Genomic DNA, 22,614 nt, shown 5'->3' on the forward strand with positions numbered 1-22,614 from the left:
GATCATGGACGACGTCGCCTATCTCCTCTCAGCCCGCGCAGTGCGCGAGCGGGCGCATCAGATGCTTGTGCTCGGTCTCGCCGACAAGCTGCCGCATTTTCGGGTCGAGATCGGCAAGCTCGATGCGATCGCCGACCTCGTGCTGGACGTCACCAGCAAGGCCTATCCCGATGGCGAGGTGCCGTTCCACTCGCGCTGGCGGCATTTCGTGGTCGGCGGCGTCGATCGCTGGGCCGCTGTCGCAGACAAGATTCAGTGGAATGATGCGGCCTCACGGGCGCGCGCCGAGTTCGATCTCGCCATCACCAGCGTGCTGCTCGACGCGGGCGCCGGCGCGGCGTGGCGCTATCATGACGCCGTGACTGGCACGCGCATCGGCCGCTCAGAGGGGCTGGCGCTGGCCAGCCTCGACATGTTCGTGAGCGGTGCGTTTTCGGCCGACGCGAACGATCCGCTGCGGGCCGATGCGGCGAAGCTCAAGCAGCTCACGGTCGCGGATCTCGAACGCGGCTTTCAGGTCGGTGCCGACAATCCACTGGTCGGACTCGAAGGCCGGGTCGAATTGCTGCGAAGGCTGGGCGCCGTCGTCAATCCCCATTCCGATCGGAGCATCTTCCCAAATCGTGATACGCCAAGACCTGGCGGCTTGTTCGATGACCTCGCTGCGCGTGCTGAGGACGGCCGCATTCAGGCGGACGCGATCCTGCAATCGGTGTTGCGTCAGTTCGGCCGGATCTGGCCCTCGCGCATCCTGCTGAACGGCACCAGCCTCGGGGACTGCTGGCGTCATCCGTCACTGCCGACTGACGATGGCATCAGCAACCTCGTCCCGCTGCACAAGCTGTCGCAATGGCTGAGCTATTCGCTGATCGAACCGTTGCAGCGCGCGGGCCTGGTGGTCGAGAACATCGACGGCCTCACTGGCCTTGCCGAATACCGCAATGGCGGCCTGTTCGTCGATGGCGGCGTGCTGGTGCTGCGCGATCCCGCCGATGCGGCGCGCGCCCATGCAGTCGACTCGCCGCTGGTGGTGGAATGGCGCGCGCTGACCGTCGCCCTGCTCGACCGTCTGGCCTTGCTGATCCGTCAGCGCACCGGCCAGACCGCGGAGCAGCTGCCGCTGGCGCGAATCCTCGAAGGCGGCAGCTGGGGCGCCGGCCGCAAGCTCGCCTTCGCTCGCCGCCCGGACGGCTCGCCGCCGCTGACCATCATCAGCGACGGCACGGTGTTCTAAGGGGGGTGGAAGCAATCCAGGGCCAGGAAGGAAGTCTGGATTGCCTCGTCGCTCCGCTCCTCGCAATGACGAAACTGATGAAGTGCCTGTAGGGTGGGCAAAGCGCAGCGTGCCCACCATTCCAAGCTGAGCTAATATCAGGTGGGCACGGCGCTTCGCGCCTTTGCCCACCCTACGCTTCGGAGATGAAAGCCATGGAAGGCGTCACGGTCGTCGATCATCCCCTGGTGCAGCACAAGCTGACCTTGATCCGCGACAAGTCGATCTCGACCAAGTCGTTTCGCGAGCTGCTCAAGGAGATCGGCATGCTCCTGTGCTACGAGGTCACGCGCGACCTGCCGCTCACGGAGGTCGAGATCGAGACGCCGCTGGCGCGGATGCAGTCGGCCAAGATCGCCGGCAAGAAGCTGGTGTTCGTACCGGTGTTGCGCGCCGGCGTCACCTTCGTCGACGGCATGCTCGACCTGGTGCCGACCGCGCGCGTTGCCCATATCGGCCTCTACCGCGAGCCGCAGACCTTCACCGCCGTCGAGTACTTCTTCAAGGCGCCATCCGACCTGCAGGAGCGTCTCGCCGTCGTCGTCACACCGGTGCTCGCGACCGGCAACAGCGCGGTCGCCGCGGTCGACCGGCTCAAGGAGCGCGGCGCCAAGGACATCCGCATGGTCTGCATGATCGCCGCCCCAGAAGGCGTCGAGCGCGTGCGCGGCCTGCATCCTGATGTTGCGCTGTGGACCGCCGCGATCGACGAGGGCCTCGACGACGACGCCTTCATCGTGCCGGGTCTGGGCGATGCCGGCGACCGCGCCTACGGCACGAGGTAGCAGCGGTCAGCCGGCGAACGCGGCCTGCGCCTCCGGCAGCGCCCAGATCCTCTCGATCGCAGCAGTACCTGCGGCCATGATGGCCGCCTCGTTGCCGTGGAGATAGCGACCGTCGTGGATCAGCAGCCGGCCGTCGACCATCACCTGGCCGATGTTGGCGCGGTTGGCGAGGGCGATCAGGCCGCGGCGGGGATCGTGCAGCGGCTGGAGATGCGGATGGGTCATGTCGACGACGGTGAGATCGGCGGTCGCACCCTGTGCTATTGCGCCCAGATCAGGCCGCTTGATCATCGCGGCGGCGGTCGCCGTGACCGCGTCGATCAGTTCCGGCGCGCTCGCGGTCTCGGCGCTTCCCAGCGCGATCTTCGAGATCATCGATGCCGCGTTGAGCTCGCCGAGCAGGTCCATGTTGTAGCCGTCGGTGCCGACCGCCGTGCGTACGCCATGCGCGGCGAAGCGGCCGAAGGCGGCGGTGACGCCGGCGCGTGCGAACACGCGCGGGCAGTTCAGCACGCCGGCACCACGCGCCGCCATCAGCGCAAGGTCCGCATCGGTCGAGGCGTGGCAATGCGCGGCCAGCAGATCGGGACCAAGCAGGCCGAGCCAATCGAGATATTCGGCCGGGGTGCGGCCGCCATAGCGTTGCGCGATGGTCGCGACCTCGCCTGCGCTCTGCGCCATGTGCGTCGTGATGGGAATGTCGAGCTCGCGCGCCCGGCTCACAGCCGCGCGCAACAAATCCGGTCCGCAAGTATCGGTCGCGTGCGGGCTCATCGCGAGACGAATACGGCCGTCGCCCTGGCCGTGCCAGCGCCGATACAGCGCATTCCAGATCGCCATGTCGGCTTCGCCGTCATTGCCCGCGTAAGTCACGACGCCGGAGGCATCCGCCTTGGCATCTGATGTCGAGAACAGATAGGGCGCGCCATAGAAGCGCATGCCCATCTCGAGAGCCGCATCGAACAGCTCCGGGATCGTGTTGCGGAACGGCTCCATGACCGTGGTGGCGCCGCCCTTCAGGAGCTGCAGCACCCCCATGCGGCCGATCGCCAGCCGTTCCTCCACCGAGAGGATCTCGGCCCCGCGCTTGGACAGCGGCAGCAGCACCGTGTAGACGATGCTCTTGTTGTTGCGCCGACCGTTGCCGTCCTCGGTGAGCGTGCGTGCGATCGCCTCGCTGAAGATGTGGTTGTGCAGATTCAACAGGCCCGGCAGCACGAAGCGGCCGGGCCGGTCGAACACCTCGTCCGCCGCAGGCTTATCGACCGTCACGGCCGCGATCTGCTTGCCCTCGATCAGCACCCAACGGTCGCGCAGCACGTCCTGCGCGCCGTCCTTGCGCGCCAGCACGTAGCTGCCGAAGATCGCGGTCGTGCTCATGCGCCCTTCGCTTCGGCCGCTTCGTGGCGCTGATAGTTGGCGGCGATCTCGGCGCCGGTGGTGATCCAGACGTCCTGGCACGACTTCGCGTAGGTCAGGAACTCGCGCAACAGGCGGAAACGCATCGGCCGCCCCGAGACCTGCGGATGCAGCACGGTCGTCACCATCGCGCCCCAGTCGCGGACTTCGTCCAGCTCGTCCTTCCACATCGACAGCACATGCTCTTTCGGAAAGATCGAGCGCGGCGAGAACCGCGCCGACAGGCCGTGCATCCAGTCGTCATAGCTCGCGGTCACCGGGATCTCGATCGTGCCGGGCTTGCCGTCGGCGAGACGGTGTCGATAAGGCCTGACGTCGTCGCGGAACGACGAGGTGTAGATGATGCCCTGCCGCACCAGCGCTGTCAGCAGCTCCTCGCAGAACTCGCCGAACGGCGCGCGGTAGCCGATCGGACGGACGCCGAGCCGGCGCTGGATCGCCTCGAAGCCGCGCTCGATTTCCTCGATGATGAAGGGATCACCGGGATCGGGCAACAGATGGTGATAGCCGTGATGGCCGATCTCGTGGCCGGCCTTCAGCACGGCTTCGGCCATCGCCGGGTGCGCGTCGACCGACCAGCCCGTGATGAAGAACGTCGCCTTGAGATCGAGCTCGGCGAGCAGCTCGAGCAGCTTCGGCGTGCCGACGCGCGCCTCGAAGCCACCGAAGCTCATCGTCACCAGACGCGCGGCATGCGCCGGATCCTTCGAGGTCCAGGCGCTCTCGGCGTCGATGTCGAACGACAGGAACATGGCCGCGCGATACGGCGCAGGCCATGGATAGTCCGGCGCCGGCGGCGCGGTGTTGGCGGGAATGAGCGGAATGCCTGCGAGCGCCTTACTGTCCAGCATTGATCAGCACCTTCTCGATTCCATTGTCGCTGAGCTTCCACTTGGCCAGCAGCGCCTTGTAGCTGCCGTCGGCGATCAGGCCCTCCAGCGCGTCGCGCAAGGCCTCGCGCAGCTCGTCCGCCTTCACCGGCGTCGCCAGCCCCGTATATTGGTAGGCGATCGGCGCGCCGACCGGCACATAGGTGTTCGGCTCGAGATCCATGATGTAGGGCAAGGTCTCGTTGCCCTGCACGGCGGCGTCAATGCGGCCCTGCTTGAGCTGCGTCCGCGCATCGGCCGAGCCTTCCGTGCCGACGAACTGAATCGGGCTCGCGCCGCAGTTCTTCTCGCTCCAGGCGGCGATGTCCTTGGGGAACATCGTGCGCCTGGAGGCGCCGACCTTCTTGCCGCACAGCGCGGCCGGCTCCTTGAGCTCGGCCGCGCGCGACGCCTGGACGAAGAAGCGCGGACCACTGCGCAGATAGTCGAGGAAGGTCGCGGTGTCCTGCCGGCTCTTGTAGTCGGTCATGCCGGTCAGGATGATGTCGAAGCGTTGCGTGGCGAGGCCCGGCATCAACTGGTCGAAGCTGGTCTCCTGCCACACCGCCTTGACGCCGAGCTTCTTGGCCAAGGCCTCGCCGAGCTCGACGTCGAAACCGGTCAAGGTCGCGGTGGCCGGATCCTTGAACTCCATCGGCGGATAGTTCGGCACCACTGCGATGCGCAGGCCGTTCTGCTTGATCTCGGCCGGCAGCTCGGCGGCGAGAGCCACGCCCGCCACGGCCGTGCTCATGAACCCAGCCAACATGATCGACTTCAAATCCATCACCTCACCCCACTTCAGCTGCCAGAAATGCTTTTGTTCTCGCCTCGCGCGGCGCGCGCAGCACCTCACGGGCCGGGCCGCTCTCCACGATTACACCCTGATCCATGTAGACCACCCGGTCGGCGACCTCCCGCGCGAAGCCGAGCTCATGCGTCACCACCAGCATGGTCATGCCCGATGTCGCGAGTTCCTTCATCACGCTGAGCACCTCGCCGACCAGCTCGGGATCGAGCGCCGAGGTCGGCTCATCAAACAGCACCAGCCGCGGCTTCATGGCGAGCGCGCGCGCAATGGCGACGCGCTGCTGCTGGCCGCCCGACAATTGCGATGGATAGGAGCCCGCCTTGTCGGCGAGGCCCACCCGCCGCAGCAGCGCCATGGCCTCGTCCTTCGCTTCGGCCGGTCCACGCTTCTGCACCTGCACCGGCCCCTCGATGACGTTCTCCAGCGCCGTCATGTGCGGAAACAAATTGAAGCGCTGGAACACCATGCCGCAGGCGAGGCGCTGCCGCGCGATCTCGCGCTCCGACAGCCGATGCAGCCGGCCATCCTGCTCGCGGAAGCCGAGCAGCGCGCCGTCGAGCCAGATGCCGCCGCTGTCGGCCGTGGTCAGCTGGTTGACGCAACGGAGCAAGGTGGTCTTGCCGGAGCCGGATTGCCCGATCATGCAGACCACCTCGCCCTCGAACACATCGAGCGAGACTTGTTTGAGCGCCTGGAATTCGCCGAAGCGCTTGCTGACCTGACGGATGGCGACGAGCGGCGTCATCAGCGTCCCCGCGCGATGCCGCGGGCAAAACGGCGTTCGAGCAGCATCTGCAGCGGCGTCAGGATCGAGACCACGAGCAGATACCAGAGGCCGGCGACGATCAGAAGCTCGATGACGCGCGAATTGGCGTAGTAGATATTCTCGGCCGAGTGCAGCACCTCCGGATACTGGATCACGCTGGCGAGCGAGGTCGCCTTGACCAGGCCGATGAACTCGTTGCCGAGCGGCGGGATCACCACCCGCATCGCCTGCGGCAGGATGATCCGGCGCAGCGCCTGCAGCCGTCCCATGCCGATCGCCTGCGCCGCCTCGTATTGGCCGATGTCGACTGACAGCAGCCCGGCCCGCATCACCTCCGAGGTGTAGGCGCCCTGGTTGATGCCGAGCCCGAGCAGCGCGGCCAGGAACGGCGTCATCACGTCGACGGCACGCGCGCTCCACAGACCGGGAATGCCGATAGTCGGAAACACCAGCGCGAGGTTGAACCACAGCAGCAGTTGCAGGATCAGCGGCGTGCCGCGGAACAGCCAGGTGTAGCCGGCGGCGACCGACCGCAGCACCGGATTGGGCGACAGCCGCATGATCGCGACGACTACGCCGAGCGCGATGCCGAGCGCCATCGCCGCGACCGCCATGACCATGGTGTTGACGATGCCGCGCAGGATCACCGGGGCGGTCAGGAAGCGTTCGACGTAAGACCATTCGATCTGGCCTCTGGCGAAGGCGCGGCCGATCGCCAGCAGGATCACGACGATGACGGCAACCGTAAGCCAGCGGCCCCAATGCGCCTTGCGCGCAATCCTGTGCGCCGACAGGTCGGGAAAGCCATCGGCCAGCACGTCGGCGCGGCTCATTGCCGCGCCGCGTTGAGCATCGGCTCGCGCACCGCATTGGCGCCGAGACCCCATTTGTCGAGAATGACCTTGTAGCTGCCGTCGGCGATCATCGCCTTGATCTGCTCGGTCACGACTTCGCGAAGCCCCGCATCATCCTTGCGGAACATGATGCCCTGGCAGCCGAAGGCGATGGGCTCACCGACGATGCGATACTTGCCGGCCTCCTGCGACTGCGCATAGGGCAAGGTTTCGCTGCCCTGCACGGCGGCCTCGATGCGGCCCTGCTTCAGCTGGTTGCGGACATCGATCGAGTTCTCCCCCGGCACATATTGCGCGGCCGGCTTGCCGGCGGCCTCGCAGACCGCCTTGCTCCATTTCTCGATCTCCTGCGGGAAGCTGGTCGAGCGCGTGGTGCCGATCTTCCTGCCGCACAGATCGGTCGCGACCTTGGCATCGCTTTCCGCCAGCACGAAGAATTGCGGGCCTGTGACCAGATAGTCGACGAAGTCGGCGGTCTCGCGGCGCGAGGCGCGATCGGAGATGCCGGAGATGATGAAGTCGGCTCGCCTGGTCTGCAGCGATGAGATCAGCTCGGCGAACGGCGTCTCGCTCCAGACGATCTTGACGCCAAGCCGCTTCGCCAGCTCGTTGGCCAGGTCGATGTCGAGCCCCTTCAGCTCGTTGGTGGCGGGGTCGTGATATTCCATCGGCGCGTAGGTCGAGTTGACCGTGAGCTTGAGCACGCCAGCCTGCTTGATCTCGGCTGGCAGCTCCGCGGCCCCCGCCGGAGCAAGCGAGGCGAGGATGACGAAACCTGCGAACGACGAACGGCGCATCCTGCGACACTCCCCCATGTGAACGGCTAATCGACCGCGACCGGCTCGACCACGCCGGCGCGCTCGGTGATGACCTTGTACTGATCCGGCCGGCGATGCGCCGCGAAGTTGAACATCTTGTCCTTGCCCTGGCGGCACAGATCGAGGTCGATGTCGGCGACGATGACCTCATCGGCGAGCGTCGTCGCCTTCGCCACGATGCAGCCATTGGGATCGACGATGCAGGAGCCGCCGATCAGCCCGCTGCCGTCCTCGTCGCCCGCCTTGGCGACCGCGATCGCCCAGGTCGCGTTCATGTAGGCGTTGGCCTGCGCCACCAGCGTGGAATGGAAGGTGCGCAGCGAGGCATCCTCGGTGGTGCCGCCATTGGGATCGTAGGCCGCGGAATTGTAGCCGACGCAGACCAGCTCCACGCCCTGCAGCCCGAGCACGCGCCACGATTCCGGCCAGCGCCGGTCGTTGCAGATCATCATCCCCATGATCGCGCCGCCCCATTCGCTGCCGGCGCGCACCGCTGGAAAGCCGAGATCGCCGTAGCCGAAATAGCGCTTCTCCAACTGCTGATACCTGGCGCCCGGCCGCGGCTCGACCGAGCCCGGCAGATGCACCTTGCGATATTTGCTGATGATCTCGCCGTCGGGATCGACCAGGATGGAGCTGTTGAATCGGCGTCCGTCCGGCGTCAGCTCGGCATAACCGACATAGAAGCCGACACGAACCTCTCGCGCCCGGTCGAACAGCGCAGCGACGGCCGGGTTTGGCATCGACCGCTCGAAATGGTCGTCGAGCGCCTCGTCTTCGAGGATCCATCGCGGAAAGAACGTCGTGAAGGCGAGCTCGGGGAAAACCACCAGCTTCGCGCCCTGGCTGGCGGCCTGATCCAGCAGCGCAATCATGCGGGACAGCGTGTGCGTCCGGCTGTCGGCGCGCTGGGTCGGTCCCATCTGGGCGGCGGCGGCGCGGAAGATTCGGCTCAATGGTGCCTCCGATCTGTGCGCCATGCCGAACGATCAGGCGGAACGCCGCCTGGATGCGCGCACTGGAAGAAGGGATCATTTGGCGAAAGCGGCGCGGGATTTGCAATCTGCCCACACGGCCGCGCGCTATGATATTTTGGCCGAGACCATCACCGGGGCTTATAGGACGACCATGCCATGAACCTGCGCCAGCTGGAGATCCTGCGGGCCGTCATTCGCCATCACACCACCGTCGCCGCCGCCGAAGAGCTGGCGCTGTCGCAGCCCGCGATCAGCAACGCGCTCAAGGCGATGGAGGCCCAGGCCGGCTTCACCCTGTTCGAGCGCGTCAATAACCGATTGTTTCCGACGCCGGAGGCAATGACGCTCTATGAGGAGAGCGAGGCGATCTTCACCTTGCACGCCCGGCTGGAAAACCGCGTGCGTGACCTGCGCGAGCAGAAGACGGGTCATCTGTCGATCGTCGCCACGCCGCCGCTCGCCTACAGCATCATCCCGCCGACCTTGTCGGGCTTCCTGCGGCGCCGGCCGCAGACGCGGATGTTCTTCGACGTCAGGCGCTATGAGGGCATCATCGAGGGCGTGCTCGGCAATGTCGCCGAGCTCGGTTTCGCGCTCGGACTGTCCGACCATCCCGGGATCGCCCATGAGGTCGTGCACACCGGCGAGATGGTCTGCGTGATGCCGGCCCGGCATCCGCTTGCCGAATGCGACGTGATCTCAGCGCGGGATCTCGCCGGGTTCCCGCTGATCGGCCTCGAACGCGGCACCCGCCTCGGCGAAGCCGTGCGCGAGAGCTTCCGGCAAGCCGATGCGGACTTCCAGCCGACCGTCGAAGTGCGCTACTGCAACACGGCCTGCGTGCTGGCTTCGACCGGCGTCGGTGTCGCCGTGGTCGATCCGTTCTCGCCGCGTCAGGGCGGGCATGATCTCGTGGTACGGCCGTTCACGCCCTGCACCACGGTGTCGGCCTATGTGCTGTGGTCCGAGGCAAGGCCGCTGTCGAATCTGGCGAAGACGTTTCGAAACGAGGTGCGCAACGCGAGCCGGAGTCTCGCCGGTTGCGTCGACGCGATCGGGGCTCCGAGTCTCGCCGCTTCCGCGGAACGCGGCTGAGCTTGCCGATCGGCACGGTGCGTCCATGATTAGACCGGTGGACGTATCGTTTGCGGCCCATCATCCGAAACGCCTGCCTGCGGCGGGCTTCCCGGGATGATGCTCTGCGTCGCTGTCATCTTGCGGCTGGCGGCGGAATTGTTGCAGTAGACCATGGCTCGCCCGCCCGCAGTCGCGCCGCCAGCGCCGCCGCGCAGCCGGCGAGCAGCTTCTCGCCCTTTGCAGCAGATGCCTTGCGCGCATCGCCCGCGACGCCGGAGGCCGTGATGTCGGCGAACGATCTGAACATTTTCAGCGACGGCATCAGCGAGCCCATGATGTCGAAGCTCGGCCCAAAGGCCGCGTCGAGCCTCGCCGCATCGACGAGGCTGGGATGAACCACCATCATCATCGAGGTCTCGGCTTCGCAGGCATGCATCACGCCCTCCTGATCCTCGAGGACCTCGGCCATCATCTCCCGCCCTTCCATGAAATAGGTCGTCGTCGCGATCGGCGCATTGAGCTCGCGCGTCAATTCGCCGGTGAGAGTGGCCAGCGCCTGAATGTTGCCGCCATGGCCGTTGACGATCACGATGCGGCGGAAGCCGGCATTCAGGATCGAGCGACACAGGTCCCTAAGCACGGCGTGGTAGGTGGCGAGACCGAGGGTGAAGGTGCCGCCGAACGGAACGTGATGGTCGGCAAGCCCGCACCAGACGGTCGGCGCGACCACGATGGGATAGTCTGGAGCCAGCTCCAGCGCGGTGCGACGGCAGACCTCGCTGCACAGAAAGTCGTCAACTCCCGTCGGCAGATGCGGGCCGTGCTGCTCGGTCGAGGCCACCGGCAACAACACGATCGCGTCGCGCGCCGCGAGCGCGCGAAGCGCTGCGGCGGAAAGTCTGTTCCAGGCGGTTTCTGTCATGATGGCTGCTCGCATGGTCGGAGATGAGGAAGATTGGCTCATACCACCCGACACCGCAACGGCGCATCTCGGCACATCTTGCGCGCAGGCCGCGACAGCCGTCTCCGTGCACTCCAGCCACGACGCGGCTGCACGATACAGCGCCCTCTCCCACAGGGGGCGAGGGCGCAGTAGCGGGCACCGCACCCTCGGCTAGATCAGGAGCATGCCTTCCATACACTCAAACATCGACAACGATTGCGATGACCTCAACAAGGTGCAACGGCCTTGCGTCCTCACGACACCAAGACCCGCACGGCAGGCCGACTCACGCCCGCGCCAACTCGATGTCGTGGGTCTGCTTCGTCTCCGCGTCGTACACCCTGATCTGCAACATCGGAAACCGGCGCTTCAGATCATGCGCGCCGTTGTGCGCGCCCTCTTTTGTCTTGAACTCGGTCTTGATCTGGCCATCGACCACGACGGCATAGCCGGTCAGCGGAAGGTCTTTGCCGGATTTGTCTTGAGCAGGCTTGTTGTGAACAGACTTCTCTTGGGCAGACTTGAGCATTGCGACGTCGATTCGTGAGTTGAAGGGGTGTCGAGACGCGATCTCTCCGCCTCGGACGACTCCGATGTAAGGTGAGTCTGTCGCGACGAGCAAGCGAAGACGTGTTCTTCACAAGCAGGACGATTACGGTTCAACCTGACGGAGCAGCGCCGGCCCGCGATGATCTCGGGATGTTCACTGCGAACGAGTCGCGCGAGTTTCAGATTTGCGAGCTTTCCGGACGCTCGGAGTCATGCTCGCCACCGCGAACGACGAGCGCTGTGGTCGCACGTCTCTCAGTGCCCGCAGCGCTCACCTCGCGCCGCCTCCAAGGCAGGAGCCCGATTCCAGCGTGAGATGCGCGCTCCAACTGAGCGAGGTCACGCAAAATCCCGGCGCATCGAATGAATGACTCAGCATGACCGCCATGCGCGAATTGCCCGTCGTGCCAGTCTGCCGCAGATAAACCGCTTGCACCGTCGGGCAAATCGGGACGACATTTCGCGCATCCCGCCTCATGAAGAGGGGCGTGTCGCGAACGTCACGAGACGTGGAGTGCGGGATGCGATGGACGCGACGTGTCGCAGCGGGTGTCATGCCTGCGGACGAACGGCACGGCGCGGACGGCGAAATCGCATGGTCCTGGCGCCGCGACGCTGGCGTCAAGCTCGCGACGAGGTTTCAGCCTCGCACGAGTGACGGTGGCAAGACAGCCCGTTCACCGGGGAGAATGCGTATAAGCCGTAACACCGTCGCGCAGGGAAGGCCGGGATGTCTCAGCCGAACCTGTGGTTCCTGCCCCGTGCATTCTTTCCGCACGGGGGCCATGGGGGCGGCGAGCTCCCGGCCTTCCCTGCGCCCTCTCACTTGAAGAGGGTGACGTCATGCAAGCCTCGGGCGTAACCTGCGCCGCGAGATCGCGATGTGCTGTCCTGCTGTTTGTCAGTGTGAACCCCGATCCCCGTGAGATCACGGATGCCGCGCCCGCCGCCCGGTATCCCTGTCGGCAGCTCGGCGCAGATGAGCGGGAACCGTCAACGGCGGCCCGGCGCGGTTGACCCTCCATTTACCTCACGATCGGCCACAACACTCGCGTTGATGCAGATCAACATCCTCGCTGAGAACGCGCCGCCTACTCACAAGGCTCCCTAGCGAATCAGTCGTCGCTGTTGCCTCGTTCGGCGTCCCGCGAACGGTCCTTGTGCAGCATTCATGGAGAATCACATGAGCGAGATCGGCGTGACGGCTCTGGATCACACCGTCCAGGAAACCAACATCTGGCTGAAGGCCATCGAGCAGCGCCTCGCGCTCTCGAGCCGACAGCAGGCCTACAACGCGCTGCGCGCGGTGCTGCATGTGCTGCGCGACCGCCTGCCGATGGCGACCGCCGTGAACTTCGGCGCGCAGCTGCCGCTGCTCATTCGCGGCATCTACTACGAAGGCTGGCATCACGCGGCGACGCCGACCAAGGACCGCCATCTCGAATATTTCGTCGATGACATCTTCCGTCAGTTGCCGCCACAATTTCCGGTCGATCCGCTCAGGGCCGCACGCGGCATCTTCGAAATTCTCTGGGAGAAGCTCGACCCTGGCGAGTTCGACAAGCTGATGGGTCATTTGCCGGTGCCGTTGCGGAATCTGCGCGAGCCGGCGACCTGAAGGGGAGCAAGCTCCCGAAAGGTGAGAAACAGCTCGCAACTCGCAACCAACGTCCGACCTCAATGGGCAATCTGCCGATACAGCGCGGGCAATGCTGCAGGCAGTCGCCTGATGTTGCCGACGATGCCGTAGCCGCCGCGGCCGAACAGGGTCGGAAAATACGACTGCGCCGACGCATCGATGGTCACGCCGAACACCGCGACGCCGCCGCGCCGCGCCTCCTGCACCGCCTTGCGCGTGTCCTCGATCGCGAAACGTCCCTCATAGTGATCGACGTCGTTCGGCTTGCCGTCGGTCAGCACCAGCAGCAGACGCTTGCGCTCGGGTCGCTCGGCGAGCTCGCCGGCGGCGTAGCGCACCGCCGTGCCGATGCGCGTGTAGTAGCCGGGCCTGAGCGCACCGATACGGCGCTCGACCCGCCCGCTCATCGGCTCGCCGAATGCCTTCACGGTCTCCAGGCGGACCCATGAGTTGCGCCGCGAGGTGAAGGTGAGAATGCTGTGGCTGTCGCCGCAGGCCGACAGCCCATGCGCCAGCACCAGCAGCGCCTCCTTCTCGATGTCGAGCACGCGCACGCCGTCGATCCACGCATCGGTGGACAGGGAGACGTCCACCAGCAGGGTCACCGCGAGATCATGCGCGAGCGGGCGCATCGCCAGATGCACGCGATCAAGTCCGCCATGGCCGGCATTGAGATCGCTGCGCGCGCGCACCAGCGCGTCGATGTCGAGGTCGTGGCCATCGGCCTGCGCGCGCATCACCTCATGACGCGGCCGCAAGGTCTCGAACCTGCGCCGTACGCTGCGGATGCGCCGGCGCATCGCATCGTCCGGAGCCCACGCCTCGCCCGCCTCAGCGGCGTCGCCGGTCACGACGCGGCAATGGTCCGGCAGATAGGCGCCGCCGCGATAATTCCATTCGGGATACAGCCGGCCGCTGCCGAGACGGGCCGTGTCCACCGCCTCGGGCGGCAGGTCGAGATCGAATTTCAGCTTGCTCGCCGGACGCCCCTTGCGCCTGGCGATCGCGAGCTCATCGAGATCGTCGGCGGCCTTGCGGGCATCGTCATCGTCGGTATCGTCGGAAGGGCGATCGACATTGACCATCTCCGCCATCGCCAGGATCTTCTCGAAGCGGTTGAGAATGAACGGATCGCGCTTGGCCGTGTCGTCGCGCTCGCGCCGCGCAAAGCGCTTGCGGGTGTCAGGTGCCCCCTCCTGCTCCGCGGGCGTCTGCGTCTCGTCGTCATCGCGCGCCGCGGCAACGGCATCGCGGCTCCAGCAATCGCCCCATAGCGGACACGGCAGCATCGTCCGATAGCCGGGCGGGGCGGCCTCCGGCAACGCGCCGCCGGCGATGACCGCATTCCACAGCGCGCCCTTGGGCGGCGCGCCGGCGCCGAGCAGCGCCATGACGATATGCTCGACCTGCTGCTCGAGCCGAGGCAGCGGCCGCCGCGGCCGCGCCGCAGCCAGCGCTTCGGCGAGTTGCGCATGCGTGCGCGCCAGTCCCGGAAAGCGCGCCAGCACCAGCGAGGTCGTCTCACAGGCCCGGCGCAGCGCCAGCAGATCATGCCGCAGCGGATCGCGCTCCGCGATCGGCTCGACCGCCATGGTCGCGAACCACGCCGCGAGCCAGTGATAGAGCTGTGCATTGAGCGCGCGATCCGGCAGCAAAGCGATGGTCTCCGGCAGGAACACGGTGGCGCCGTCGCGCCCGGCCTGATCGAGGCATTCGTCGCCGAGGCCAATGCGCTGGCGCCAGCCGAGCCGATGGCCCGACTTGCGCGCCCTGGCTCCGGCGACCTGCACGCCGCTCTCGCCGCCCAGCGCGCGGAACATCACGGCGATGCGGCCGCTGATCTCGTTCAGCGCGACGGCCTGATCCGGATGGACCGGATAGCTCGAGGTCGTGCCGACCATGCGGTGCCAGGCGCGGCCGACGGTCTCCTCCAGTTCGAGAAAGTCGAGCATGGCTCACCCGATCACGGCACGCGCGACCTCGCGCAAAGCGGCCTTGACGTCGGCGTCATCGGTGAGCGGCTCGATCATCGCGGCGAGCACGGCGTCGGCGACGGGCGTGCCAGCCGCAACCAGGGTTGCGCAATAGACCAGGAGCCGCGTCGAGACGCCCTCCTCCAGGTCATGGTCCTGCAGCGCGCGGAGGCGATGCGCGAGCGCTACCAGCGGCCGAACGCGCTCCGGCGGCAGCCCGCTCTCGGCGGCGACCACCGCGATCTCCTGCTCGGCGGGCAGGAAGCCGAATTCGATGGCGATGAAGCGCTGCCGTGTCGACGGCTTGAGCGCCTTGTGCAGCGACTGATAGCCAGGATTGTAGGACACCACGAGCATGAAACCGTCGGGCGCGGTCAGCTCCTCGCCGGTCCGCTCCAAGGGCAGGATCCGGCGGTCGTCGGTGAGGGGATGCAGCACCACGGTCACATCCTTGCGGGCCTCGACCACCTCGTCGAGATAGCAGATGCCGCCCTCGCGCACCGCGCGGGTCAGCGGGCCGTCGGTCCAGACGGTGTCACCGCCCTTGAGCAGATAGCGTCCGGTGAGATCGGCGGCGGTGAGGTCGTCGTGACAGGCCACCGTGTGCAGCGGCAGTTCCAGCCGCGCCGCCATGTGCGCGACGAAGCGGGTCTTGCCGCAGCCGGTCGGGCCCTTCAGGAGCACCGGCAGGCGATGCCGGAACGCATGCTCGAACAGCGCGCATTCATTGCCGGTCGGCGTGTACGAGGGAAACGACGGGGCGGTATCGATCGCGTGCAGCGCGGGCTTCATGATCACTCTCCGAATCGGGGGATGCGGGCGGCGGCATCGAGGCCGCCGCCTGCGGGATTTCACTCCGCCGGCTGCAGCGCGCCGGGGATCACGGGCTCCTTGGCGCGGCCGGGCACCAGCACGGCCCAGACGAACATCAGCGCCGCGATCGCCACGAACACACCGGAGCCGAGCCGCACCCAGTAGAACATCGCGAGCTGGTCCTGGACGTCCATGTAGCTCTGACCAAGCACCCGCTGCAGATGCACCTGGACGACGCCGGCGAAGGTCAGCGCGAAGGTCATCGTCATCATCGCCGTGCACATGATCCAGAAGCTCGCCATCGAGAGCCACTGATTGTAGGGCGCACGCTGGCGCAGTTGCGGCACGGCATAGGCCATCACGGCGAGGTTGAGCATCACATAGGCGCCGAAGAAGGCGAGGTGGCCGTGCGCAGCGGTGACCTGGGTGCCATGGGTGTAGTAGTTCACCGACGACAGCGTGTGCAGGAAGCCCCAGACGCCGGCGCCGAGAAAGGCCATCACCGAGCAGCCGACGGACCACAACAGCGCAGCGCGGTTCGGATGCTTGCGGCCAGCCTTCAAGGTCATCTGTACCGTGAAGATCACCATGGTGAAGAACGGCGCGACCTCGAGGGTGGAGAACAAGGAGCCGATCCACTGCCAGTAGCCGGGGGCGCCGATCCAGTAGAAATGATGGCCGGTGCCGAGGATGCCGGAGAACAGCGCGAGCCCGATGATCACGTAGAGCCACTTCTCGACCACCTCGCGGTCGATGCCGTTGAGCTTGATCATCAGGAAGGCCAGGATAGAGGCCATGATCAGCTCCCAGACCCCCTCGACCCAGAGATGGACGATGTACCACCAGTACATCTTGTCGACGGCGAGATTGGCCGGATTGTAGAAGGCGAACAGGAAGAAGATCGCCACGCCCCACAGGCCGAACAGCAGGATGTTGGTTACCGTGGTCTTGCGGCCCTTCAGGGCTGTCATGGTGACGTTGAACAGGAACATCAGGCAAACGACGACGATGCCGACCTTGATGATGAAGGGCTGCTCGAGAAACTCGCGGCCCTCATGGTAGTGGAAGAGATAGCCGACGACGGCAGCCCCCGCCGCGCCGAAGAACATCCAGAACTGGATCTTGGCGAGCAGCGGGCTGTAGAGCTCGGTCTCGGTCTCCTCGGGCAGCAGAAAGTAGGTCGCCCCCATGAAGCCGATCAGCGACCACACGATCAGCGCGTTGGTGTGGATCATGCGGACGATGTTGAAGGGCAGCAGGACCGACAGCGTGTTCGGCAGCACGTAGATGGTGCCGGCGAGCAGGCCGAAGATGACCTGGGCGAGGAAGAGCGTCAGCGCGCCGTAGAAATACAGCATCGCGACCTTCTGGGTCTCATATCTCATCGCGGATCTCTCTCATGACGGGGGGCGGGATGCCGGCTCAGCCGGCCTTGTTCGGCGGCCAGTCCTGACGCTTGATCGTGTCGGCCCATTGCAGGAAGTCGGCGAGGTCGTTGAGCTCCTGGTCGGACAAATTGAACTGCGGCATCTGCCGGCGGCCGGGAGCGCCCGAGGGCTGCGACTGCATCCAGGATTTCAGCATCTCGCGCGCGGCGGCCGGGTCCTGTCTGCCGCCCCAGCGGTCCCAGACATTGCCGACCTCGGGCGCGAAATAGGCGCCCTCGCCGAGCAGGGTATGGCAATTGATGCAGGAGTTCTTCTCCCAGACGTGCTTGCCGCGTGCGACGCCGTCGGACAGCGTCGACGCATTGGTCGAGGTCGTGACCATGTAGTAGTGGCTGTGCGCTGTGAGCCCGAGGAAGATCGCAAAGAAGAAGGCCGAACCGCCGTAAAAGACGTTCCGCGCGGCCGACTTGGTCAGGCGTTCCGCCATGACACGTCCTTTCCGTTTGGTGAAGTTCGATGGTGTGAAAGCAATCTACCGGCAATGCCGAGGGGCTCTTTGTCGGAGCGCAACGAGCGCGGCGATGGCCGATCAGATGAGCGCGCGGATCGCGACCGCGAGCCCGGCAAGCGCAACGAGAGCCGCCAGCCACGTGGTGAGCAGGCCGCGCCACAGCGCGGGCGCATCGCGCAAGCCGAGAAAATCGAGCACGATCACCCTGCCCTTTGCCAATGCGAGCAGCAGTGCGACCGCATCGACGAGCCATCGGCTCGGCAGCAGCAGCGACGCCGCAAGCGTCGCAATGGCAAGGGCCAGCAGTTGAAGCCAGGCCCGATCGAGACGGTCACGGAACATGGCTCAACCGACCAGATAGAGGACCGGAAACATGACGATCCAAACCAGGTCGACCATGTGCCAGAAGGCGGTCCCGGTCTCGACGCCATTGGCGGTGGCGCTGCGGCCGACGACGGCCAGGATGACGATGCCGAGCAGAACATGCAGGAGGTGAAAGCCCGTCAGTAGGAAGTAGAGGGTGAAGAACGGTGATGTCTCCATGCCCGCGCCGGCGGCGATCTCGCCGCCATATTCCGTCAGCTTGACGGCGATGAAAACGGCACCCAGGAACATGGCGAGCCCGAGCCAGCGTCGGGCGCTCCCGGTCGAGGCGTGCCGCGCAGAAGCAGCAGCTCGCGCGGCGGCCCAGCCGCTGGTGACCAGCACGGCCGTGTTCACAGCGGCCAGGCGGCTATCGAGCATCGCCTGCCCGACCGCGAACACGACGGGGTTGAGGGCCCGCGTCACCACGAAACCGCCCAGCAGGAGGCCGAAGGCGACGAGCTCGCTGAGGATCAGCACCCACATCATGGCGTCGCCGGGCAGACCATCCAGCACGCCCCAACGTTCCTCCTGCTCCGGCTCACAAGCGAGCGCCGACATCCCTGCCTCCGAGTTGAACTTCGAGAGGCTAGTCGGACCGTCAGTTTGACTCTTTGTCGGCGCGCAAACAGCGGACCGGCGAGGCACGCTAAGAGCCGGCATCGTCAGGAGCAGATCCCATGACCGAAGCGCAGCTCGGCCTCCTCACCGCGACGCCGATCATCATCGTCTTTGCCGGCGCGCTGTGGCGCATGGGCGTGCTGTCGACCACGGGGACGGTGTCCGCGGTCGCGCTCTCCGTCGCGATCGCCTTGGTCCTGTTCACCACGCAATAGCCCGCCTGGAACCTTTGCCGTCCTCGCACGTCAGTTCGTGCGGAGGTGCCGCATGGACGACAAGCGATTCGCAGAGCTGCTCGGAAACGCCGCCATCGGCGTCTGGGGCGACATGCCGCGCGACATCCAGGAGGCGCTGTTCGAGACGGCGATGCGCGGTCACGACGATCTGAGGCACGAGCTGGCCAAGCTGCTTCACGACCGGCATCCGCGTACGCAACATCCGCCGCGTCCGGCTTGAGCGGTCTCAGTCGGGATGATCATCAGCCCGGAACTGTGACGGCTCGTCGTAACCCTTGCGGCTGCTGTAGAACAACAGCACCATCAGCCCAATTCCCACGATGAGCGGAAACACCACGCCGAGCGTGAGCGCGATCCATCCTTCTCGCGGCATCGGATCGCCCGGCAGGGTCAGCCCCTGATAGGCGAAGACGATGGCGGCTGCGAGAATCAGCAGCAATGCGACGATGATTGCGATCGGTCCAGCACGCATGGCGATCGTGCTCCTGGCAGCGAGAACCAAACCCGCCCGCGATCGTTCCTCGGCAATCCCGGTAACGGCGCACGGCGATAGTTCCGAAATGTGAGAACGGGTCGTCCCGCTTCGCCTGACCTTGCGCTGCCGCAATCACCGCGCTGCATCCAATCGCGGCATCATCTGCTCAAAGGATGACGCGCTCGCCCTCGGCCTGGTGCATGCCGCATGGCTGCTCCCGCCCGGGATCGCTAGGCGCCCGGGAACTTAGCTGATACCTCTATCGGCTTTCCATCGGCAGCAAAGGACAAGGACCGGAGATGGACAACCGCAGCGAGATCTGGCGCGGCGTCGACGCGATCAAGACCCGTTTCATCGAGCTCAGCGACCGGGTGTGGAGCATGCCCGAGGTCTGCTACACCGAGGCCCGCTCGTCCGCCGAACACCTCGCCGAGTTGAAGCACCAGGGTTTTCGCATCACCGAGAAGGTCGCGGGAATCCCGACCGCGCTGATGGGGGAATGGGGCGAAGGCGGCCCGATCATCGCCTTCATGGGCGAATACGACGCCCTGCCCGGCCTCAGCCAGGAGGCCGGGGTCGCCGAGCACCGTCCGGTCGAGACCGGCGGCCATGGCCACGGCTGCGGCCACAATCTCCTGGGCTCGGCGGCGCTGCTCGCGGCCACCGCCGTGAAGGACTGGCTCGCCACCAACAAGGTTCCCGGTCGCGTGCGCTACTATGGCTGCCCCGCCGAGGAAGGCGGCGCCGCAAAAGCCTTCATGGTGCGCTCGGGCGCGTTCGAGGATGCCGACATCGCGATCACCTGGCATCCGTCGAGCTTCTGGGAAGTGGTGATGACGCCCTCTCTCGCCAACACGCGCGCGGACTTCATCTTCACCGGACGCACCTCGCATGCGGCCGCCTCGCCCCATCTCGGCCGCAGCGCGCTGGACGCGGTCGAGCTGATGAATGTCGGCGTCAACTACATGCGCGAGCACATGCCGAGCGACGCCCGCGTGCACTACGCGCTGCTGGACACCGGCGGCATCGCGCCCAACGTCGTGCAGGCGCATGCACGGGTGCGCTACTCGATCCGTGCCCGAGACCTGCCCGGCATGAACGAACTGGTCGAGCGTGTGCACAAGATCGCACAAGGTGCGGCGCTGATGACCGAGACCAAGGTGGAGATGAAGATCATCTCCGCGGTCTCCAACATCCTGCCCAACACGCCGCTCGAAGAGGCGCTGTATGGGATCATGGAGGAGCTCGGCCCGCCGCATTTCGACGCGACCGACAAGGATTTCGCCGGACAGATCCAGGCGACCCTGACCGACAAGGACATTGCCTCGGTCTACTACAGCATCGGCTTGGACCCGACCGACAAGCCGCTGGCCGACTTCCTGGTGCCGCTCGATGCCAAGCGCAATCCGCAGATCGGCTCGACCGACGTCGGCGACGTCAGCTGGGTGGTGCCGACGGTGCAGGTGCATGCGCCGACGGTAGCGATCGGCACGCCGTTCCACACCTGGCAGGTCGTCGCGCAAGGCAAGACGCCAGCCGCGCACAAGGCCATGGTGCAGGCTGCCAAGGCCATGGCCGGCCTGGGCATCAAGGCGCTCAACGAACCCGCCTTGATTGCAGCTGCCAAGGCCGACCTGAAAAAACGGACGATGCGCACACCTTATGTCAGCCCGCTGCCTGCCGAAGTGGAGCCGCCGCTGATGATGTCGATCGCCTGAAACGTCAACCTTGGGGGGGAACACAATGGCGAAAACGGCAACAAAGAAGAAGCCGGCGGCGAAGACCGCCAAACCTGCTCCGAAGCGCGCGGCCGTGACCGCCACGGCCAACAAGAAGCCCCTGAAGGCCAAGCCGCAGCACAGGCCACAAGCGAAGGCAGCCGCGCCAAGACCGCGGCTGCCGAAAGGACCGGTCTGGCAGTGGTCGGCGGTCGGCACGGCAGCTGCGATCCGCGGCGGCGCGGTCTCCTCGGTCGAAGTGACCGAGGCGCATCTCGCGCGCATGCATGAGGTCAATCCGAAGCTCAATGCAGTCGTCGTCGATCTCTCCGAAGACGCCCTGAAGGCTGCGCGTGCGGCCGACAAGGCGCGCGACAAGAGCGGCCTGCTGCATGGCGTGCCGGTCACGATCAAGGAGAACGTCGACTACGAGGGGCGGCCGAATCCCAACGGCGTTCCATCGCAGATGGGGATCATCGCGCCGTCGGACGCGCCGGTCGTGCGCAACCTGAAGCAGGCCGGCGCGATCGTGCTCGGCCTCACCAACACGCCGGAATTCTCGTTCCGCGGCTTCACCGACAACCCGCTGCACGGGCTGACCTTGAACCCGTGGGATCCAGAGATCACCTGCGGCGGCTCGTCGGGCGGCGCCGGAGCCGCGGTCGCGGCGGGCATCGGCACCATCGCGCATGGCAACGACATCGGTGGGTCGCTGCGCTGGCCGGCGCATTGCAATGGCGTCGTGACCATCAAGCCGACGCAGGGCCGCATCCCCGCCTACAACGAGAGCGCTGCTGCCGAGCGGCCGATGCTCGCACATCTCATGTCGTCGCAGGGCCCGCTGGCGCGGAGCGTCGCCGACGTCCGGCTGGCGCTAGAGGTGATGAGCCGGCGCGATCCGCGCGATCCGTGGTGGGTGCCAGCGCCACTGGAAGGCGTGAAGCCCAAGCGGCCGGTCAAGGTCGCGCTCGCCAAGATCCCTGACGACATGGACGTCGATCCGTCCGTGCACGCGGCGCTGCGGCAGGCAGCGGATCATCTGGAGCGGTCGGGCTACCGGGTCAGCGAGGTCGAGGTCCCCGACATCTCCGGCGTCTGGCAAACCTGGTGCGACATCATCACCAACGAGGTGGTGGTGATGCAGGAAGCCAAGATGCTGGCCGTGACGTCGGAGGATTTCCACAAGGCCTGGGGCGGGATGCGCGCCAAGGCCGAGATGCTCGACCTTGCGGGCTGGATGAATGCGACCGCGCAGCGCTCGACGCATATCCGTGCCTGGCAGCTGTTCTTCGAGGACTACCCGATCGTGCTGGCGCCGACCACGGTCAAGCCGACGCCCGGTCCGCGCGACGACACCATCAGCCCCGAGCGTGTGCGCGAGATCTTCTTCAACGAGATCCGCTTCATCTCGGCGATCAACGTGCTCGGCCTGCCCGGCGCCGTCGTGCCGGTCACGGTCCAAGACGGCCAGCCCATCGGCGTGCAGCTGATCGCCGGCCGCTATCGCGAGGACCTCGCGCTCGATGCCGCCGCAGCAATCGAGAAGCGTGCAGGAATGCTGGTGCGGCAGCTCTGGGAACGGATGGTTTAGTCCCGCTCCGGCCCGAGGATCGTGGTCCTCGGGCCGTCATGTTTCCGACACTGCCCGGCATCGATTGTCGAAAGTCGAACACTGACGCGCATCGCGTTCGCTCGAGATCGCCTCGGGTTGACGGGAACTGGCCGACCTGTCTATT

24 protein-coding genes are annotated in these 22,614 nt (G+C 66.2%); 8 read left to right on the forward strand and 16 right to left on the reverse strand.

Annotated features, from left to right (window positions below; all coding sequences use genetic code 11):
• Nucleotides 1-4: 4 nt before the first annotated feature.
• Both QX126_RS14605 and upp read left to right on the forward strand, forming a co-directional pair.
• Entirely contained in the window at nt 5-1,234 is a 1,230-nt protein-coding gene (locus QX126_RS14605) for a URC4/urg3 family protein (RefSeq protein WP_315781832.1), read from the forward strand.
• 194 nt (nt 1,235-1,428) lie between these two features.
• A complete protein-coding gene (gene upp, locus QX126_RS14610; protein ID WP_315738496.1) occupies nt 1,429-2,058 on the forward strand; it encodes a uracil phosphoribosyltransferase in 630 nt (209 codons plus the stop codon).
• Nucleotides 2,059-2,064: 6 nt separating this feature from the next.
• Here upp and QX126_RS14615 read toward each other — a convergent pair whose 3' ends face one another.
• Genes QX126_RS14615 through QX126_RS14645 form a run of 7 tightly spaced genes read right to left on the reverse strand, consistent with a single transcriptional unit; the run spans nt 2,065 to nt 8,575 of the window.
• Nucleotides 2,065-3,438 (reverse strand): amidohydrolase family protein, encoded by a 1,374-nt coding sequence (locus QX126_RS14615; protein WP_315781835.1) that lies wholly within the window; start codon nt 3,436-3,438, stop codon nt 2,065-2,067.
• The gene (locus QX126_RS14620; protein ID WP_315781837.1) at nt 3,435-4,328 is read right to left on the reverse strand and encodes a polysaccharide deacetylase; all 894 of its coding nucleotides are present in this window, start codon (nt 4,326-4,328) and stop codon (nt 3,435-3,437) included. Before QX126_RS14620 ends, QX126_RS14615 begins: the two co-directional genes overlap by 4 nt.
• On the reverse strand, nt 4,315-5,133 hold the full coding sequence (locus QX126_RS14625; RefSeq protein WP_315781839.1) for an ABC transporter substrate-binding protein: 819 nt from the start codon (nt 5,131-5,133) through the stop codon (nt 4,315-4,317). Before QX126_RS14625 ends, QX126_RS14620 begins: the two co-directional genes overlap by 14 nt.
• Nucleotides 5,134-5,137: 4 nt before the next feature.
• Entirely contained in the window at nt 5,138-5,905 is a 768-nt protein-coding gene (locus QX126_RS14630; protein ID WP_315755500.1) for an amino acid ABC transporter ATP-binding protein, read from the reverse strand.
• On the reverse strand, nt 5,902-6,756 hold the full coding sequence (locus QX126_RS14635; RefSeq protein ID WP_315781841.1) for an amino acid ABC transporter permease: 855 nt from the start codon (nt 6,754-6,756) through the stop codon (nt 5,902-5,904). The genes QX126_RS14630 and QX126_RS14635 overlap by 4 nt, the downstream gene beginning before the upstream one ends.
• Nucleotides 6,753-7,574 carry an ABC transporter substrate-binding protein gene (locus QX126_RS14640; RefSeq protein WP_315781843.1) on the reverse strand — a complete coding sequence of 274 codons (822 nt, stop codon included), beginning with the start codon at nt 7,572-7,574 and terminating at the stop codon, nt 6,753-6,755. The genes QX126_RS14635 and QX126_RS14640 overlap by 4 nt, the downstream gene beginning before the upstream one ends.
• 26 nt (nt 7,575-7,600) lie before the next feature.
• The gene (locus tag QX126_RS14645) at nt 7,601-8,575 is read right to left on the reverse strand and encodes an N-carbamoyl-D-amino-acid hydrolase (protein WP_315781845.1); all 975 of its coding nucleotides are present in this window, start codon (nt 8,573-8,575) and stop codon (nt 7,601-7,603) included.
• A gap of 153 nt (nt 8,576-8,728) precedes the next feature.
• On the opposite strand from QX126_RS14645, the gene QX126_RS14650 reads away from it, so the two are divergent.
• Entirely contained in the window at nt 8,729-9,667 is a 939-nt protein-coding gene (locus QX126_RS14650; RefSeq protein WP_315781847.1) for a LysR family transcriptional regulator, read from the forward strand.
• A gap of 115 nt (nt 9,668-9,782) precedes the next feature.
• Here the strand turns inward: QX126_RS14650 and QX126_RS14655 are convergent, their stop codons facing one another.
• On the reverse strand, nt 9,783-10,571 hold the full coding sequence (locus QX126_RS14655; RefSeq protein WP_315781849.1) for a creatininase family protein: 789 nt from the start codon (nt 10,569-10,571) through the stop codon (nt 9,783-9,785).
• A 307-nt stretch (nt 10,572-10,878) separates the two neighbouring features.
• Complete coding sequence (locus QX126_RS14660; RefSeq protein ID WP_315738505.1) at nt 10,879-11,121, reverse strand: hypothetical protein; 243 nt, start codon at nt 11,119-11,121, stop codon at nt 10,879-10,881.
• A 1,203-nt stretch (nt 11,122-12,324) separates the two neighbouring features.
• Here QX126_RS14660 and QX126_RS14665 point away from each other — a divergent pair.
• Nucleotides 12,325-12,759 carry a DUF2267 domain-containing protein gene (locus QX126_RS14665; RefSeq protein WP_315738506.1) on the forward strand — a complete coding sequence of 145 codons (435 nt, stop codon included), beginning with the start codon at nt 12,325-12,327 and terminating at the stop codon, nt 12,757-12,759.
• Between the two features lie 59 nt (nt 12,760-12,818).
• Here the strand turns inward: QX126_RS14665 and QX126_RS14670 are convergent, their stop codons facing one another.
• From QX126_RS14670 to QX126_RS14695, 6 genes are all read right to left on the reverse strand, one after another.
• Nucleotides 12,819-14,732, reverse strand: a complete 1,914-nt coding sequence (locus tag QX126_RS14670; RefSeq protein WP_315781851.1) for a nitric oxide reductase activation protein NorD — start codon at nt 14,730-14,732, stop codon at nt 12,819-12,821.
• A 3-nt stretch (nt 14,733-14,735) separates the two neighbouring features.
• Complete coding sequence (locus QX126_RS14675; RefSeq protein ID WP_315781853.1) at nt 14,736-15,545, reverse strand: CbbQ/NirQ/NorQ/GpvN family protein; 810 nt, start codon at nt 15,543-15,545, stop codon at nt 14,736-14,738.
• Nucleotides 15,546-15,604: 59 nt separating this feature from the next.
• Nucleotides 15,605-16,951 (reverse strand): cbb3-type cytochrome c oxidase subunit I, encoded by a 1,347-nt coding sequence (locus tag QX126_RS14680; protein WP_315738509.1) that lies wholly within the window; start codon nt 16,949-16,951, stop codon nt 15,605-15,607.
• A 37-nt stretch (nt 16,952-16,988) separates the two neighbouring features.
• Nucleotides 16,989-17,441, reverse strand: a complete 453-nt coding sequence (locus tag QX126_RS14685) for a cytochrome c (RefSeq protein ID WP_315738510.1) — start codon at nt 17,439-17,441, stop codon at nt 16,989-16,991.
• Between the two features lie 102 nt (nt 17,442-17,543).
• The gene (locus QX126_RS14690) at nt 17,544-17,807 is read right to left on the reverse strand and encodes a cytochrome C oxidase subunit IV family protein (protein WP_315781855.1); all 264 of its coding nucleotides are present in this window, start codon (nt 17,805-17,807) and stop codon (nt 17,544-17,546) included.
• 3 nt (nt 17,808-17,810) lie between these two features.
• Nucleotides 17,811-18,389 carry a cytochrome c oxidase subunit 3 gene (locus tag QX126_RS14695; protein WP_315781857.1) on the reverse strand — a complete coding sequence of 193 codons (579 nt, stop codon included), beginning with the start codon at nt 18,387-18,389 and terminating at the stop codon, nt 17,811-17,813.
• Nucleotides 18,390-18,508: 119 nt separating this feature from the next.
• Here QX126_RS14695 and QX126_RS14700 point away from each other — a divergent pair, with 119 nt between their 5' ends.
• Together QX126_RS14700 and QX126_RS14705 are read left to right on the forward strand one after the other, a co-directional pair.
• The gene (locus QX126_RS14700) at nt 18,509-18,664 is read left to right on the forward strand and encodes a hypothetical protein (protein ID WP_315738513.1); all 156 of its coding nucleotides are present in this window, start codon (nt 18,509-18,511) and stop codon (nt 18,662-18,664) included.
• A 52-nt stretch (nt 18,665-18,716) separates the two neighbouring features.
• A complete protein-coding gene (locus QX126_RS14705) occupies nt 18,717-18,905 on the forward strand; it encodes a hypothetical protein (RefSeq protein ID WP_315738514.1) in 189 nt (62 codons plus the stop codon).
• Between the two features lie 6 nt (nt 18,906-18,911).
• Here QX126_RS14705 and QX126_RS14710 read toward each other — a convergent pair whose 3' ends face one another.
• On the reverse strand, nt 18,912-19,157 hold the full coding sequence (locus QX126_RS14710) for a hypothetical protein (protein ID WP_315781859.1): 246 nt from the start codon (nt 19,155-19,157) through the stop codon (nt 18,912-18,914).
• A gap of 302 nt (nt 19,158-19,459) precedes the next feature.
• On the opposite strand from QX126_RS14710, the gene QX126_RS14715 reads away from it, so the two are divergent.
• Nucleotides 19,460-20,878 carry a M20 family metallopeptidase gene (locus QX126_RS14715; RefSeq protein WP_315781861.1) on the forward strand — a complete coding sequence of 473 codons (1,419 nt, stop codon included), beginning with the start codon at nt 19,460-19,462 and terminating at the stop codon, nt 20,876-20,878.
• A gap of 25 nt (nt 20,879-20,903) precedes the next feature.
• Nucleotides 20,904-22,469 carry an amidase family protein gene (locus tag QX126_RS14720; RefSeq protein ID WP_315781863.1) on the forward strand — a complete coding sequence of 522 codons (1,566 nt, stop codon included), beginning with the start codon at nt 20,904-20,906 and terminating at the stop codon, nt 22,467-22,469.
• Nucleotides 22,470-22,614: the final 145 nt, after the last annotated feature.

The organism is Bradyrhizobium sp. SZCCHNPS1003 (assembly GCF_032381555.1).
GTDB lineage: Bacteria > Pseudomonadota > Alphaproteobacteria > Rhizobiales > Xanthobacteraceae > Bradyrhizobium.